Source organism: Streptomyces sp. PTY087I2 (assembly GCF_001687325.1).
Lineage (GTDB): Bacteria > Actinomycetota > Actinomycetes > Streptomycetales > Streptomycetaceae > Streptomyces.
In genome coordinates this window covers 77,399-91,589 of record NZ_LZRD01000007.1, presented here as the reverse complement: position 1 = coordinate 91,589, position 14,191 = coordinate 77,399, and the positions used below count along the sequence as shown (strand labels likewise).

The following is a 14,191-nucleotide window of genomic DNA, read 5'->3' as shown; positions in this document are numbered from 1 at the left end:
GGGCGGGGCTGAGGCAGGAGGGCGGGGCGGTGTCACCGGCCTCGGACCGCCAACCTCCGTACCTCCTCCGCCAGTTCCGCCGCCGACGTCGTCAGCACCATGTGGTCCGCCTCCGGCAGCACCACATGCCGGCCGTGCGGTGACTGCCGGGCCCGGTACGCGTGCGACGCCGTCGCCCGCTCCCGGACGGACTTCGGCATGCCGGGGGAGACCCGCCCCGCCGACACCACCGTCACCGGCAGCCCCGCCAGGCCCGGCGGGTTCTCCAGCAGGGCCCGCAGGTCGCCCGCCGCGTCCTCCAGCTCCCGGCCCCGGGTCCGGGTCATCGCGACGGTGTAGCCCTCGGCCCGCATGTCGGCCGCGGCGTCCGGCGGCAGCGTGGCCGTGAGCGAGCGGTAGGCGCGGCCCAGCAGCCCCAGCCGGGCCAGCGCGACCGTCACCACCTGCCCGATCCGCTCGGTTCGCCGCATCGAGGGCCGGAACAGCAGATCGCAGGACTCGTCGGTGGGGTCGACGAGCACCAGGCCCGCCACCCGCGCGGGCTGCGCGGCGGCCGCGAGCCGCACCAGCGGTCCGCCCCAGCTGTGGCCGACGAGGAGGAACGGGCCGCCGGGGCCGACACGGTCGAGGTGGTCGAGCAGGTCACTGAGGTCGTCGGCGAGCGCGTGCAGCCGACGCGAGACCCCGGCCGGGGCGGCCGGACTGCGGCCGAGACCGCTGCGGTCGTACACCACCGTCGGCGCGACATCGGCCAGTGCCGCCTGCGCGCCCGCCCAGTAGGAGCGGCCCGCGGCGAGCCCGCCCTCGAAGACCACGGTCGGCCGGGCCGGGTCAGGACCTGAGGGACCCGGCAGCCACTGGTAGTACAGCTCGCGCCCGTCGCGGGTGCGGGCGTGGCCCGCCTCGCCCTGGCTGTGGGCGGGGGCGTCGGCGTCGCGCCCCGTTCCGTGCTCCGCCGGAGCCATCCCCGTACCCCCACACGTCCGTCACGTCGGCACATCGGCACATCGGCACATCGGCACGTTGGCGCCCCGGGACCGTCCGGGGCGCCAAGTAAGGCAAGGGTAACCTAAGTCAAAGGTTCCGGGGGTTCGTTCACCTCTCCAGGGCCGCCTTCATCATCTTCTGGGCGATCGGCGCGGCCAGCCCGTTGCCGCTGACCTCGGAGCGTGCCGAGCCGGAGTCCTCGACGATCACCGCGACCGCGACCTCCTTGCCGCTGCTGTCGTCCTTCGCGTACGAGGTGAACCACGCGTACGGGGTGTTGCTGTTGTCCACGCCGTTCTGCGCGGTGCCCGTCTTCCCGCCGACCTCGGCCCCGGCGATCTTCGCGTTGGTGCCGGTGCCCTCCTCGACCACGGTCACCATCGCGCTGCGCAGCTGCTCGGCGGTCTCCTCCTTCACCACGCGCTTCGTGTCGCCGTCCTCGGTCTCCTCCAGGACCGTGCCGTCCCCGTCGGTCACCGACGAGACCATGTGCGGCGCCGCCAGCTCACCGCCGTTGGCCAGCGCCGAGTTGACCATCGCCATCTGGAGCGGGGTCGCGGTGACCTCGAACTGGCCGATTCCCGTCAGCGCCGTCTGCGCCTTGTCCATGCCCGTCGGATACACGCTCTTCGCCGCCCGCACCGGGACATCCAGCTTCTCGGTGTCGAACCCGAACGCGTCCGCCATCTCCTTGACCTTGTCCTGGCCGAGGTCGGCCGCCGCCTTCGCGAAGACGTTGTTGCAGGAGTACTGGAGCGCGGTGCGCAGTGTCGCGTTCTCGCAGGGGGCGGACGCGTTCTCGTTGCGCAGGACCGTGCTGGTGCCGGGCAGGGTGTACGGGTCGGGGCTGTCGGTGCGCTCGTCGACCGAGCCGTAGAGCCCGTTCTCCAGCGCGGCCGCCGCGACCACCAGCTTGAACGTGGAGCCCGGCGCCAGCGGCTGCCGCAGCGCCCGGTTGACCAGCGGCTTGTCCGGGTCGTCCAGCAGCTTCTGCCAGGTGTCGCCGTCCGTCGTCCCGCTGATCGTGGACGGGTCGTACGAGGGCGTCGAGACCATGCCGAGGATCCGGCCGGTCTTCGGGTCGATCGCCACCGCCGCGCCCTTGTCGTCGCCGAGCGCCTCGTACGCCGCCTTCTGCACGCCCGGGTCGATGGTGGTCAGGACGTTGCCGGGCTTCGCCTGCTTGCCGGTGATCAGGTCGGCCGGGTTCTTCAGGCGGTTGTCCGTGCCGTCCAGGACGTCGCTGTGGATGCCTTCGAGCTGGGTCGCCCCGTACGCCTGCGAGCTGTAGCCGGTGACGGCCGCGTACAGCTCGCCCTGGGTGTACGTGCGCTTGTACCGGAGGTCGCCGCCACTGGTCCCCTTCGATCCGGTGACCGGCGAACCGGCCACGATGATGTCCCCGAGCGGCTGCGCGTACCGCGCGATGGTGTTCCGCCGGTTGTGCTCGTCGTCTGCGAGCGCCTTGGCCTCGTAGCCCTGCACCCAGGTCGCCCGCACCAGCAGGGCGAGCACCATGAGCAGGCAGAAGACCGAAGCGCGCCTGATTGTCTTGTTCATCCCGCTGGAGGGACGAGCGGGCCCGCTCCGGCCGTTCCCGGTCATGCCGCTTCTCACCGATTTCTCACCCGGCCCGCCCCCGCTGTGACGCTCAGCCCAGGGTGATGAAACCCGACTCGTACGCCGCGATGACCGCCTGGGTGCGGTCCCGGGCGCCGGTCTTCGCGAGGACCGCCGCCACATGCGTCTTCGCCGTCGCCGGGCCCACCGAGAGCCGGCCCGCGATCTCCGCGTTGGTCAGCCCTGCCGCCATCAGCCGCAGCACGTCCGCCTCCCGTTCGGTCAGCCGCGCCACCCACGCCGGGGCTTTGGCCGGCCGCCGCGCGGCGTGCTCGGCGGCCAGCGTGCGCACCGCCGCCGGGTAGAGGAGCGAGTCGCCGCACGCCACCAGGCGCACCGCCTGCACCAGCTCCTCCGCCGCCGCCCGCTTCAGCAGGAACCCGGCCGCCCCGGCGTGCAGGGCGTCGTACACGTACGCGTCGTTCTCGAAGGTCGTCACGACGACGATCCTCGGCGGGTCCTCCAGCGTTGCGAGGATCTGCTCCGTGGCCCGGATGCCGTCGATCTCCGGCATCCGTACGTCCATCAGCACCACGTCCGGCCGCAGCTCCCGCACCACGGAGACGGCCTCCGCGCCGGTGGTCGCCTCCCCGACGACCTCGATGCCCTCCTCGGCTTCCAGGATCACCCGCAGCGCCGTACGCACCATCCGCTCGTCGTCCGCGAGCACCACCCGCACCGGAGCCCCGCTCATCGCCGCCCCTCCGCGGTACGTGTGGCTTTGGTCCCCGGCACCGTCAGCGGCAGCCGGGCGGTGAGCCGCCAGACGCCGTCGTACGGGCGTGCCTCGGCCCGGCCGCCCAGCAGGACGGCCCGCTCCGCGATGCCCCGCAGCCCGCGACCGCCCCCGGGGCGCGCCACGGCCGGGCGCTCGCCCAGCGGATTCTCCATCACGATCTCCAACTCCCTCTCCCGTTCCCGTACCGCGATCAGCAGCCGCACCGGGGAGGCCGCGCCCCCACCGTGCCGCAGGGCGTTGCTCAGGCCCTCCTGCACGATCCGGTACGCCTCCCGCGCGACCACCGGGTCCACCACCCCCGGGTCCTCCGGATCGCCCTCCCGCTCGTACGCCACCGGCACCCCGCAGCGCGCCAGCAGCCCGCCCAGCGCCTCCAGACCCGGCCCGTGCGCCGCTCCTTCCTCCTCGTCCGGCTCCCCGTCCTGCCGCAGCAGCCCCAGCACCGAGTCCAGCTCGCCGACCGTCCGCCGCGTCGTCTCCTCGATCGCGGTCAGCGCCTCGCGGACGAACTCCGGGTCCCGGTCCAGGACCCGGCGCGCCGCCCCCGCCTGAAGCGTCACCGCGCTCAGCGCGTGCCCCACCGAGTCGTGCAGCTCCCGGGCGAGCCGGTTGCGCACCGCCAGATCCGCCGCGCGGCGCTCGGCGGCGGCCAGCCGGTCCTCGGGCGTCGGCCCCAGCAGCACCGGCGCCCGCCGGGCCAGCACCTCCCCGGCCACGGCGGCGACCAGCGCCAGCGCCACCAGCATCGCGAGCCCCGCGAACGGCGCGAGGGCCAGGGCCCACGGCGACCCCAGCGCCTCGGCCGCGGCCGGCTGCAAGGTCTCGCGCAGCCCCGGGAAGAACGGCAGGGCGATCACTCCCACCGCGAACGGCGGCAGCGCCAGCGTGGCCCCGCTGATGATCCCGCCGAGCGCCAGATGCAGGGTGTACCAGCCGGCGGTACGCACCCGGGCCTGCCGGGTCCGGGCGGGCCCGTCGGCCAGCAGGGCGGGCGGCACCCCGCACAGGGCGCGGGCGGCGGCCACGGACAGCGGCCGGACGAGCGCGAAGAAACCGGTGACCGCCGCCATCGGCAGGGCGAGCGCGAACGCGGCGAACTGGGCGGGTGGGGAGGAGAAGAGATGCTCCCCGCCGCCCGCCATACCGACCAGGACCATGCCGACCAGGAAATACGGCATCAGCAGCGCCCCGCCGATGATCAGATGCAGCCAGCGCAGCCGGGCCCGCCGGCCGAACAGCGCGGCGAGGAACCTCATGCCACCCGGCTCTCGTGGGGCGCGTCGCGCGCGGGTACAGAACGCGCCGCCGAGCGCTCCGCGAAGAAGGCCGAGCGCTCCGCGAAGAAGTACGCGCCCAGCGTCACGACGAGCGCCCCGGCCAGCATCTGGACAGCGTAGGTCACCATCGTCGCCGCCGTCGGCCGGTCCGCCGCCTCGCCCGCCCCCATCAGCCCCGCGAGGCTCAACCACCCGCCCCAGCAGGCCATCTGCGCCGAACCGCACCACGCCAGGACCAGCGGCAGCCGCAGGGAGAGGCGGCCGGTGCGCCGGAAGGCGAGCAGTAGTACCCCGACGGCGGCGACCACGACGAAGAGCAGGCTGACCGCTTCGAGGACGTAGAAGTCGCTGGTCCGGTCCGCCGCCCGGCCCGCCTCCAGCCCGGCGGTCGAACCGGTGGCCCACAGCAGGTGGGTGACGCCCGGGACCACAGTGGCCGACGCGGCGGCGACGGCGGTCACGCGCAGGGCGGGCGAGGTCGGGGTCTCCGGCAGATCCCGCAGCCGCCCCCGCCACAGACGGCCCCAGCGCTCCCTGGCGTACAGCGCGAAGAGCGTGCCGAGGGCCAGGCCCTGGACGATGAAGCCGCCGTAGACGACGCCGAAGACCCACGGGTCGAGGAACGGTTCGGAACTCCCCTCGCCGACCGGCCGCCCGCCGCCACCGCCGAGGAGCCGGACGAGCAGCTGGACCGGGTAGGCCGTCATGATCGGCAGCAGCAGACCGCTCGCCACCCACACCGGCAGCACCAGCAGCCAGGCGGGCACCCGCAGCCCCCAGGGCCGGGTGAGCAGCAGCGCGAGGACGACGACGGCACCGTCCATCAGCACGGTCGCCCCGTTGGCGACGGCCAGCGCGGTGCCGCCGTCCAGCAGCGGACTGCCGTCGGGGATACCGAGCCGACTGCCCACCATCCAGGCCGTCTTGAGGCCGACGTACGGCACGCAGGACGCGATGGCGACCACCCGCAGCACGGACCGCGCGCGGCCGACGCGGTACGGGGGTTCCTCGGGCGGTGCGCCGGTGCCGGTGCGTTCTTCGGGCGGTGCGCCGGTGCCGGCGGGCAGGTTCGCTCTCATGCCACCAGGCTTCCGCGCGGGCCGCCCCCGTACGTCCTGCCCGCCGACGATCCGCCTCCGCCGCGCGGGGGAGGCCTGCGCGGGGAGGCCCGCACGGGGGAGGCCCACGAGGTCACGCGCGGAGCGTCACCAGCACCTCGTCGGTCTCCTCGCCCCGGGCCTGGGCGAACCCCCGGTCCGTGCCGGTCACCACGAAGCCGCACTTCTCCAGCACCCGGCGCGAGCCGAGGTTGTCGGCCGCCGCCCGCGCGTGCAGCGGGCGCGTGGGCGTCTCGGCGAGGAACGCCCGCAGCGCGGCCGTCGCCAGTCCGCGGCCCCAGTGCGCACGGTCGATCCAGTACGTCACCTGGCGGTCGCCGACCTCCCCGTACGCCCCGACATGGCCCACCACGACACCGTCGGCCACCGCCGTGCGCATCACCACCCCGCCGGACCCGGACCGGATCCGCGCCCAGTGGGCGTCGAACGCGGCGCGGTCGGTGGGGTCCTTCGGGGTGAACGCGGCGACCCGGGTCGCGTCCGGATCGCTCATCCAGGCGAAGAACAGCGGCAGGTCGGCGTCCTCCACCGCGCGCAGCGACACCCCGGCCATCAGAGCCGCCGCGTCGCGAGGGACAACCGGTCCCGGGCGTCGAACAGGGCGTCCTTCACCATCTGCTCGTGGCCGGGGGTGAGCCGGGCGACCGGCACCGAGCAACTGATCGCGTCCCGGGCGGGCGTCCGGTAGGGGATCGCGACCCCGAAGCAGCGCAGGCCGAGGGTGTTCTCCTCGCGGTCCACCGCGTAGCCCTGCTCGCGGACCAGCCGCAGCTCCTCGATGAGCTTCTCGCGGTCAGTGATGGTGTGTTCGGTCAGCGCGGGCAGCGTCTCGGGCAGCATCTTGCGGACCTGCTCGTCGCTGTGGGTCGCCAGCAGCGCCTTGCCCAGGGAAGTGGAATGCGCGGGCAGCCGGCGGCCGACCCGGGTGAAGGGGCGCAGATAGTGCTGGGACTGCCGGGTCGCGAGGTAGACCACGTTCGTCCCGTCGAGGCGGGCCAGGTGGATGGTCTCCGTGGTGTCGTCGGACAGCCGGTCCAGCGTCGGCCGGGCGGCGGCCACGACCTCGTCGCCGTCGATGTACGAGGTGCCGACCAGCAGCGCGCGGACGCCGATCCCGTACCGCGTCCCCGTCGCGTCCGTCTCGACCCAGCCCAGCTCCACCAGGGTGCGCAGCAGCATGTAGAGGCTGGACTTGGGGTAGCCGACCGCCTCCTGGACGGCGGCCAGCGAGTGCATCCCGGGCCGCCCCGCGAAGTATTCGAGGAGTTCCACGGTCCGTACCGCGGACTTGACCTGTGCCCCACCGGACTCGGCGACCGACATCGCCCACGCCCCCTTCTTCATCCAGCTCATCGACTTCTCGTCCGCGTCGCCGCCCGCGTCGCGGAACGCGCCGCCGTCCGAAAAGCCGCCACACGATTGCCAACACGGAACGCCCGGAAATAGAGTCCCAGGACATTCACGATCAGGAACTCTGTTCAGAATACCGAACACTTGCTGATGTGTGGCCGAAGCCGGCCGGGACGCCGGCGGGACGGCGGTCGCACGGCGGCCGGGAACCGGCCGGGGCCGGTCGCGCGACGGAAGGGAATCACGGTGAGCGCAGTACCAGTCTGGAGTGTCGACCCCCGAACGGGGAACCCGCGCGAGCAGGTTGCCGTGGAGGCCACCGCCGAGGAGGTCGACCGCGCGGTCCGGTCGGCCCACGCCGTGCGGGACGCCCTCGCCGACCGGGCGGCGCGCGCCGCGTTCCTGCGGGCGGCGGCGGAGCTGCTGGAGGAGTCCGGCGAGCACATCATCGAGGCCGCCGACGCGGAGACCGCCCTCGGCCCGGCCCGGCTCACCGGCGAACTCGCCCGTACGGCAGCCCAGTTCAGGGCCTTCGCGGAGGTCGTCGACGAGGGCGCCTACCTGGATGTCCACATCGACCACCCGGACGCCTCCCGGACCCCGCCCTGGCCCGACCTGCGCCGCTACAAGATCCCGCTCGGGGTCGTCGCCGTGTACGCGGCCAGCAACTTCCCGCTCGCCTTCTCCGTCCCCGGCGGCGACACCGCCAGCGCGCTCGCGGCCGGCTGCCCGGTCGTCGTCAAGGCGCACCCCGACCACCCGGCCACCTCCGAACTCTGCGCCTCGGTCCTGCGCCGCGCCGCCGCCCGCACCGGGCTGCCCGAGAACGTCCTGACCGTGGTGCACGGCTTCGACGCGGGCGTCGAGCTGATCCGCCACCCGCTGGTGAGCGCCGCGGGCTTCACCGGTTCGGTACGCGGCGGACGCGCCCTGTTCGACGCGGCGGCCGCCCGGCCCGCCCCCATCCCCTTCCACGGTGAACTCGGCTCCCTCAACCCGGTCGTCGTCACCGCGGCCGCCGCGGCCGAGCGCGCCGGGGAGATCGGTACGGGCCTCGGCGGCTCGATGACGCTCGGCGTCGGCCAGTTCTGCACCAAGCCCGGCTTCGTGCTCGTCCCCGAGGGCGCGGCGGGCGACCAGCTCCTGAAGACCCTCACCGAGACGGTCAGCTCGACCGGCTCCGGCGTCCTGCTCGACCACCGCATGCGGGACGCCTTCGTCACCGGCGTACGGGAGCGGGCCGCGCTGCCGGACGTCGACGCCCCGGTCACCCCCGGCGCGGCCGGCGAGCACACCGTCTCCGCCGGATTCCTCACCGTGCCCGCCGCCCGGCTCACCGCCGACGGCCCGCACGACGCGCTGTTGGAGGAGTGCTTCGGCCCGGTCACCGTGATCGCCCGGTACGCCTCCGTCGAGGAGATCGCCGCCGTCCTGGCCCGGCTGCCGGGGAACCTCACCGCCACCCTCCAGACCGCCACCGACGAGGCCGGGGACCCCGACGCGGGCCCGCTGCTCGCCGCCCTCACCCCGCTCGCCGGGCGCATCCTCGTCAACGGCTGGCCGACCGGCGTCGCCGTCGCCCCCGCCCAGCACCACGGCGGCCCCTACCCGGCCACCACGTCCACCTCGACCTCGGTCGGCGCGACGGCGATCGAACGCTGGCTGCGCCCGGTGACGTACCAGTCCACCCCCGAAGCGCTCCTCCCGGCCGAGCTGCGCGAGGACAACCCGCTGGGCCTGCCCCGCAGGGTGGACGGCCGCCGCGCTTGAGCCCGCACCCGGCCCCGGCCGTCCCCCGGGGTCGGCTCAGGGCGTCAGGAAGCCGTCGCGGCCCGGTCGGACTCGCTGCGCAGCACGCAGAACTCGTTGCCCTCGGGGTCGGCGAGCACCGCCCAGCCGGAGCCGTCCGGGTTGCGGAGGTCGGCGACGAGGGTGGCGCCGAGGGCCAGCAGCCGCTCCACCTCCTCCTCGCGGGAGGTCTCGGGGCGCAGACACAGATGGAGCCGGTTCTTGCCCTTCTTCGGCTCGGGGACCTGATGGAAATAGAGCATCGGGCCCTCCGCCATCATCACCTGTGTCTCCGCCATGCCCGGTTCGTCCTCCGGATGCAGCGGACGGCCGGTCACCTCGCTCCAGAACCGCGCCAGCTCATACGCGTTCACACAGTCGATCGCCACGTTCTGCACCACTGAGACCATGCGCGCGAGCTTTCCCGATTTCCGCTCCGGACGCCAGCGGGTCGCGGGGCGGGAATCACCAGGTCAGGTTTGGTGTTCGTACGGAGACATGACGTACGGAGGGCCTCTCCGCACGCCCCCCGTGAGCCTTGGAGAGAAGAAGAGTCATGCGCGTCGAGATCTGGAGCGACATCGCCTGCCCGTGGTGCTACATCGGCAAGGCCCGCTTCGAGAAGGGCCTCGCGGAGTTCGCCCACCGCGACGAGGTCGAGGTGGTGCACCGGTCCTTCGAGCTCGACCCCTCCCGGGCCAAGGGCGACACCGCGCTCGTGATCGACATGCTGGCCGAGAAGTACGGCCGCAGCCGCGAGGAAGCCGCCGCGATGGAGGCCAACGTCGCCGCCAACGCGCAGTCCGAGGGGCTCGGCTACCGCACCGAGGGCCGCGACCACGGCAACACCTTCGACATCCACCGGCTGCTGCACCTGGCCAAGGCCCGGGGCCGCCAGGACGAGCTGCTGACCCTCGCCTACCGGGCGAACTTCGCCGAGGAGCGCTCCGTCTTCGACGACGAGGTGCTGGTCGCCCTCGCCGAGGAGGCCGGACTCGACGCCGCCGAGGCCCGCGCGGTGCTCGCCGACCCCGAGGCGTACGCGGACGACGTCCGGACCGACGAGCGCGAGGCGGCCGAACTGGGCGCCAACGCCGTGCCGTTCTTCGTCCTCGACCGGCGTTACGGCATCTCCGGCGGCCAGCCCTCCGAGGTCTTCGTCCAGGCGCTGGAGCAGGCCTGGAAGGACCGCCCCGCCACCGCGCTGATCACCGTCGGCGGGGACGCGGCGGCCTGCGACACGGACGGGGCCTGCGAGGTTCCCCGGGACTGAGCTCCTGTCGCCTGCGATCCATAAGTATTTCTTTGGTGTTCCCCTTAACTCTTGGTAATTGACTTTGAGTTGAGGGGGCTCCAGGGTGGACGCATGACGATCCTCGCGCCCATCCAAGCCGCAGCCGTCGAATTCGCGCCCGAGGTCACCTACCTCAACACCTCCAGCTGGGGTCTGCTGCCCCGCCGCACGATCGCCGCCGTCAAGGCCCTGGCCGACGAGAACGCGGCCGGCCGCCGGGTGGGGGCCGGCAGCTTCGAGGCCGTGGAGGCCGCCCGGGTCGGCTTCGCCCGGCTCGTCGGCGTCCACCCGGACCGGGTCGCCACCGGCAGCTCCGTCACGGTCCATGTCGGGCTGATCGCCGCCTCGCTGCCGCCCGGCGCCGAAGTCCTCTGCCCCGAGGGCGAGTTCTCCTCCGTGGTCAGCCCGTTCGCGCTCCGCGGCGATCTGCGCATGCGGTACGCGCCGCTCGCGGAACTCGCCGGGGCCGTCCGCGAGTCGACCGCGCTGGTCGCCTTCTCCGCCGTGCAGTCGGCCGACGGCCGGGTCGCCGACCTCGCCGCCGTCCGCGCGGCCGCCGCGGCGCACGGGGCCCGCACCCTGCTGGACGCCACCCAGGCGGCGGGCTGGTTCCCGGTGGACGCCGGGGCGTACGACTACACCGTCACCGGCGGCTTCAAGTTCCTGCTCTGCCCGCGCGGTACGTCGTTCCTGACCGTCACCGAGGAGGCGCAGGACACCCTGCCGGCCCTCTTCGCGGGCTGGGTCTCCGCGGGCGCCCCCTGGACGAGCAACTACGGCCCGCTGGAGCGCCTCGCCCCCACCGCCCGCGGCTTCGACGAGCCGCCCGCCTTCCTCTCGTACCACGGGGCCGAGCACTCCCTCGCCCTGCTCGGGGAGGTCGGCACGGACGCCCTGTACGCGCACGCCACGGGGCTCGCCGCCCGGCTGCGGACGGGGCTGGCGAAGCTCGGGCACGAGGCCGTTCCCGGGGAGTCGGCGATCGTCTCCGTGCCGGGGCTCGACGGCCGGCAGCCGGAGCTGGCGGAGGCCGGGATCGCGGTCTCCGCCCCGGCCGGGAATCTGCGGATCTCCTGCCACCTCTACAACACCGAGGCCGATGTGGACCGGCTGCTGGATTTCCTGGCCTGAGCCTGGGCCTGAGCTGTACGGGCGCGGCTCGGGGCGTTACGGACGCGGCTCGGGCCGTACGGGTACGGCTCAGGCGGACGCGGCCCGGCGCCGGTCGGGGCAGTCCTCGGTCTCCCGGCAGAGGTTCTCCTCGACCTTCGCCAGCAGCCGGACCAGCTCCGTGCGCTCGGCCGGGGCCAGGCCCGCGAGCGTGTGCTCCTCCAGGTCGCCCCAGGCGGCCTCCACCGCCGTGTGCAGCGCGCAGCTCTCGTCCGTCGCCTCGACCAGCACGGCCCGCCGGTCGGCCGGGTCGGGGCGGCGGCGCACATGCCCGGTCTGCTCCAGCCGCTGGAGCATCTTCGTGACCGTGGACGGATCCAGCTCCAGGGACCTGATCAGCTCCGTCTGCCGGACCGCCCCCCGGTCCCACAGATGCATCATCAGCAGTTCCTGCCCCGGGTAGAGGTCCACCCCCCTGAGCGCCTTGCCCGCCGCGATCCGGTGCAGCCGGGCCACCCGCGAGACGGCGTGGCTGACGGGCCCGCCGAGCGCCGCCGTGGGCAGCGCGTTCGTACAGGCGTCTTCCGCGGGGGTGGCGCGGCCGGTGGTCATGGCGGGCTCCTGGGGTCCTCGGGGCGGGGCGCGGCGGCTTCGGTGCTGGCCTCGGTGGCGGCTTCCGATGATGCCCGACGGTTTCGGACGACTTTACCTTGGTCGGCCAATGAATGGGTTACAGTTGCTCCCGGCGGCGATCGTTGGCCGACCACATACTTACCCTGGGAGCCCTCATGACCACCGTTTTCGACCCGATCGATCTGTCCGGCACCCCCCTGGCCAACCGCATCGCGCTGGCCCCGATGACCCGCAGCCGGGCCGGCGAGGGCGGCACCGCCACCGAGCTGACCGCCACGTACTACGCCCAGCGCGCCTCGGCCGGACTCGTGATCACCGAGGGCATCCAGCCGTCCGTCGTGGGCCAGGGCTACCCCTCCACGCCCGGCCTGCACAGCGCCGAGCAGGTCGCCTCCTGGCGTACGGTCACCGACGCGGTGCACGCTCAGGGCGGCAAGATCTTCGCCCAGATCATGCACGCGGGCCGCATCGGCCACCCGGTCCTGCTCCCCGACGGCCTCGTCCCCGTCAGCGCCTCCCCGGTCAAGGCCGAGGGGCAGGTCTACACCCACGTCGGCCCGAAGGACTTCGTCGAGCCGCACGAGCTGACCGACGCCGAGGTCCGCGCGACCGTCGCCGACTTCGTCACCGCCGCCCGCAACGCCGTGGCCGCCGGATTCGACGGGGTCGAGCTGCACGGCGCCAACGGCTACCTCATCCACCAGTTCCTCGCCCCCAACACCAACCGGCGCACCGACGCGTGGGGCGGCTCCGACGAGGCCCGCACCCGCTTCGCCGTCGAGGTCGTCAAGGCCGTCGCCGCCGAGATCGGCCCGGAGCGCACCGGACTGCGCATCTCGCCCGGCAACCCGTACAACGACATCGACGAGCCCGCGCCGGAGGCCACGTACACCGCGCTGGTCCGCGCCATCGAGCCGCTCGGCCTCGCCTATCTGCACATCCTGGAGGCCACCCCGATCCGCGAGCTGACCCTCGCGCTGCGCAAGGCCTTCTCCGGGACCGTCGTCATCAACGTGCACTCCGACGGCCCCACCGGCCCCGGCGACCACACGGTGATCGACGACGGCATCGCCGACCTGATCTCGTACGGGGCGCTCTTCCTCGCCAACCCGGACCTGCCCGCCCGGCTGAAGGCGGGCGGCCCGTTCAACACCCCCGACCCGTCGACCTTCTTCGGCGGCGACGCCAAGGGCTACACCGACTACCCGGCGCTCGACGCCGTCTGATCCTCCAGGGGCCGCCCGTCCCACCGCCACTCGGTGCGGCGCGGGTGGCCCGGCAGCTCGGCGCGGCCGGTGGCCCACAGCAGGACGGCCCACCGGTCGCCGCCCGCCGGCGCGTCCGGGAAGAGCCGGGCCAGCGCCCGGTCGCAGAGCGCGGCGGGCGGCTCCCACGCCAGCCCCAGCCCCTCCGCGATGTCATGGGCGTGCACCAGGGTCTCCACCACCCCCATCGCGGCGAAGCCCTCCGGGTCCGAGACGCTGTAGACGTGGTACGCGCGCACCCCGGGCGGCGTCGTCCGCACCATCGAGGCCAGCAGCGCCCCGCGCGCCTCCACCGTCGCCAGCAGCCCGGCGGGCCCGGCCGACCGGTCGACGAAGAGCAGACCTTCCTGGCCGCCCGGCCGTTCGGAGGTCCACCGGAAGGGGAGGTTCTGCTCCAGCGGAGGCGTCCGCGGGCCCAGCCGCACGGCGTACGAGACGAGATCGTCGCCCAGGTGCTCCGCCGTCTCCCAGCAGGTCCACTCCAGCGAACCGGCCCTGGCCTCCCAGCGGTCCGCCGGGGCCTTCGCCAGCACGTCCACCGCGAGCCGCACGGCGGTCGTCACATCGTCGGCGGTCACCGGCAGCCGGGTCCCGGTCAGCGCCGCCCGCTCGGCCGCGCCGCACTCCACACAGAACTCGTTGCCCTCGGGGTCGGCGAGCGTCGCCCAGCCGCGCCCGTTCGGTTTGCGGTGGTCGGCGACGAGCGTCGCCCCGAGCGCGAGCAGCCGCTCGACCTCCTCGTCGCGGGAGCGGTCGTCCGGCTGGATGTCGAGATGGACGCGGTTCTTGGTCTGTTTGGGATCGTCCACCTGTACGAAGAGGATCGCCGCGCCGGGCGTCTCGACCAGCGCCTCCGGATCACCGGGAAGGTCCTCGTCGGAGAGCGGCGCGCCGAGCACCTGGGCCCAGAAGGTGCCCAGCGCGTAGGCGTCGGCGCAGTCGATCGTGATGTGGCGTACATGGGAAGTCATGGCGGACACCCTCTCCGCCGACTCGGGCCCCGGTCCAGC

Annotated in this window: 14 protein-coding genes; 4 read left to right on the top strand and 10 right to left on the bottom strand. The window is 73.8% G+C overall.

Annotated features, from left to right (window positions below; translation table 11 throughout):
* Window positions 1-32: 32 nt before the first annotated feature.
* From A3Q37_RS09140 to A3Q37_RS09110, 7 genes are all read right to left on the bottom strand, one after another.
* Window positions 33-965, bottom strand: coding sequence for an alpha/beta fold hydrolase (locus A3Q37_RS09140; RefSeq protein WP_065480560.1), 933 nt, complete (start codon window positions 963-965; stop codon window positions 33-35).
* Window positions 966-1,095: 130 nt separating this feature from the next.
* Window positions 1,096-2,547, bottom strand: coding sequence for a penicillin-binding protein 2 (locus tag A3Q37_RS09135; RefSeq protein WP_065480557.1), 1,452 nt, complete (start codon window positions 2,545-2,547; stop codon window positions 1,096-1,098).
* A gap of 91 nt (window positions 2,548-2,638) precedes the next feature.
* Entirely contained in the window at window positions 2,639-3,301 is a 663-nt protein-coding gene (locus A3Q37_RS09130; RefSeq protein WP_065480555.1) for a response regulator transcription factor, read from the bottom strand.
* Window positions 3,298-4,602: a sensor histidine kinase gene (locus tag A3Q37_RS09125; RefSeq protein ID WP_065480553.1), complete on the bottom strand. Its 1,305-nt coding sequence runs from the start codon at window positions 4,600-4,602 to the stop codon at window positions 3,298-3,300. Before A3Q37_RS09125 ends, A3Q37_RS09130 begins: the two co-directional genes overlap by 4 nt.
* On the bottom strand, window positions 4,599-5,702 hold the full coding sequence (locus tag A3Q37_RS09120) for a hypothetical protein (protein ID WP_065480550.1): 1,104 nt from the start codon (window positions 5,700-5,702) through the stop codon (window positions 4,599-4,601). The genes A3Q37_RS09125 and A3Q37_RS09120 overlap by 4 nt, the downstream gene beginning before the upstream one ends.
* A gap of 112 nt (window positions 5,703-5,814) precedes the next feature.
* Window positions 5,815-6,294: a GNAT family N-acetyltransferase gene (locus A3Q37_RS09115; RefSeq protein ID WP_065480547.1), complete on the bottom strand. Its 480-nt coding sequence runs from the start codon at window positions 6,292-6,294 to the stop codon at window positions 5,815-5,817.
* Entirely contained in the window at window positions 6,294-7,064 is a 771-nt protein-coding gene (locus tag A3Q37_RS09110; protein WP_006123634.1) for an IclR family transcriptional regulator, read from the bottom strand. The genes A3Q37_RS09115 and A3Q37_RS09110 overlap by 1 nt, the downstream gene beginning before the upstream one ends.
* 273 nt (window positions 7,065-7,337) lie before the next feature.
* On the opposite strand from A3Q37_RS09110, the gene A3Q37_RS09105 reads away from it, so the two are divergent.
* Window positions 7,338-8,861, top strand: a complete 1,524-nt coding sequence (locus A3Q37_RS09105; RefSeq protein WP_079137712.1) for an aldehyde dehydrogenase (NADP(+)) — start codon at window positions 7,338-7,340, stop codon at window positions 8,859-8,861.
* A 44-nt stretch (window positions 8,862-8,905) separates the two neighbouring features.
* Here the strand turns inward: A3Q37_RS09105 and A3Q37_RS09100 are convergent, their stop codons facing one another.
* Window positions 8,906-9,289, bottom strand: a complete 384-nt coding sequence (locus tag A3Q37_RS09100) for a VOC family protein (RefSeq protein ID WP_065480540.1) — start codon at window positions 9,287-9,289, stop codon at window positions 8,906-8,908.
* A 146-nt stretch (window positions 9,290-9,435) separates the two neighbouring features.
* Between A3Q37_RS09100 and A3Q37_RS09095 the strand changes: the two genes are divergently transcribed.
* Both A3Q37_RS09095 and A3Q37_RS09090 read left to right on the top strand, forming a co-directional pair.
* Window positions 9,436-10,152 (top strand): DsbA family oxidoreductase, encoded by a 717-nt coding sequence (locus tag A3Q37_RS09095; protein WP_065480531.1) that lies wholly within the window; start codon window positions 9,436-9,438, stop codon window positions 10,150-10,152.
* 93 nt (window positions 10,153-10,245) lie between these two features.
* Entirely contained in the window at window positions 10,246-11,304 is a 1,059-nt protein-coding gene (locus tag A3Q37_RS09090) for an aminotransferase class V-fold PLP-dependent enzyme (RefSeq protein ID WP_065480527.1), read from the top strand.
* A gap of 69 nt (window positions 11,305-11,373) precedes the next feature.
* Here A3Q37_RS09090 and A3Q37_RS09085 read toward each other — a convergent pair whose 3' ends face one another.
* Window positions 11,374-11,895 (bottom strand): MarR family winged helix-turn-helix transcriptional regulator, encoded by a 522-nt coding sequence (locus tag A3Q37_RS09085; protein ID WP_065480524.1) that lies wholly within the window; start codon window positions 11,893-11,895, stop codon window positions 11,374-11,376.
* A 176-nt stretch (window positions 11,896-12,071) separates the two neighbouring features.
* On the opposite strand from A3Q37_RS09085, the gene A3Q37_RS09080 reads away from it, so the two are divergent.
* On the top strand, window positions 12,072-13,142 hold the full coding sequence (locus tag A3Q37_RS09080; RefSeq protein WP_065480521.1) for an alkene reductase: 1,071 nt from the start codon (window positions 12,072-12,074) through the stop codon (window positions 13,140-13,142).
* On the opposite strand, the gene A3Q37_RS09075 is transcribed toward A3Q37_RS09080, so the two are convergent.
* Window positions 13,118-14,152 (bottom strand): VOC family protein, encoded by a 1,035-nt coding sequence (locus tag A3Q37_RS09075; RefSeq protein WP_065480518.1) that lies wholly within the window; start codon window positions 14,150-14,152, stop codon window positions 13,118-13,120. The two genes, A3Q37_RS09080 and A3Q37_RS09075, sit on opposite strands and share 25 nt — an antisense overlap.
* Between the last annotated feature and the right edge of the window lie 39 nt (window positions 14,153-14,191).

Coding starts and splice junctions, on each gene's coding strand:
- A3Q37_RS09080 (WP_065480521.1), top strand. CDS start 12,072: ATGACCACCGTTTTCGACCCGATCGATCTGTCCGGCACCCCCCTGGCC.
- A3Q37_RS09120 (WP_065480550.1), bottom strand. CDS start 5,702: ATGAGAGCGAACCTGCCCGCCGGCACCGGCGCACCGCCCGAAGAACGC.
- A3Q37_RS09075 (WP_065480518.1), bottom strand. CDS start 14,152: ATGACTTCCCATGTACGCCACATCACGATCGACTGCGCCGACGCCTAC.
- A3Q37_RS09130 (WP_065480555.1), bottom strand. CDS start 3,301: ATGAGCGGGGCTCCGGTGCGGGTGGTGCTCGCGGACGACGAGCGGATG.
- A3Q37_RS09100 (WP_065480540.1), bottom strand. CDS start 9,289: ATGGTCTCAGTGGTGCAGAACGTGGCGATCGACTGTGTGAACGCGTAT.
- A3Q37_RS09085 (WP_065480524.1), bottom strand. CDS start 11,895: ATGACCACCGGCCGCGCCACCCCCGCGGAAGACGCCTGTACGAACGCG.
- A3Q37_RS09095 (WP_065480531.1), top strand. CDS start 9,436: ATGCGCGTCGAGATCTGGAGCGACATCGCCTGCCCGTGGTGCTACATC.
- A3Q37_RS09135 (WP_065480557.1), bottom strand. CDS start 2,547: ATGAACAAGACAATCAGGCGCGCTTCGGTCTTCTGCCTGCTCATGGTG.
- A3Q37_RS09115 (WP_065480547.1), bottom strand. CDS start 6,294: ATGGCCGGGGTGTCGCTGCGCGCGGTGGAGGACGCCGACCTGCCGCTG.
- A3Q37_RS09110 (WP_006123634.1), bottom strand. CDS start 7,064: ATGTCGGTCGCCGAGTCCGGTGGGGCACAGGTCAAGTCCGCGGTACGG.
- A3Q37_RS09140 (WP_065480560.1), bottom strand. CDS start 965: ATGGCTCCGGCGGAGCACGGAACGGGGCGCGACGCCGACGCCCCCGCC.
- A3Q37_RS09125 (WP_065480553.1), bottom strand. CDS start 4,602: ATGAGGTTCCTCGCCGCGCTGTTCGGCCGGCGGGCCCGGCTGCGCTGG.
- A3Q37_RS09090 (WP_065480527.1), top strand. CDS start 10,246: ATGACGATCCTCGCGCCCATCCAAGCCGCAGCCGTCGAATTCGCGCCC.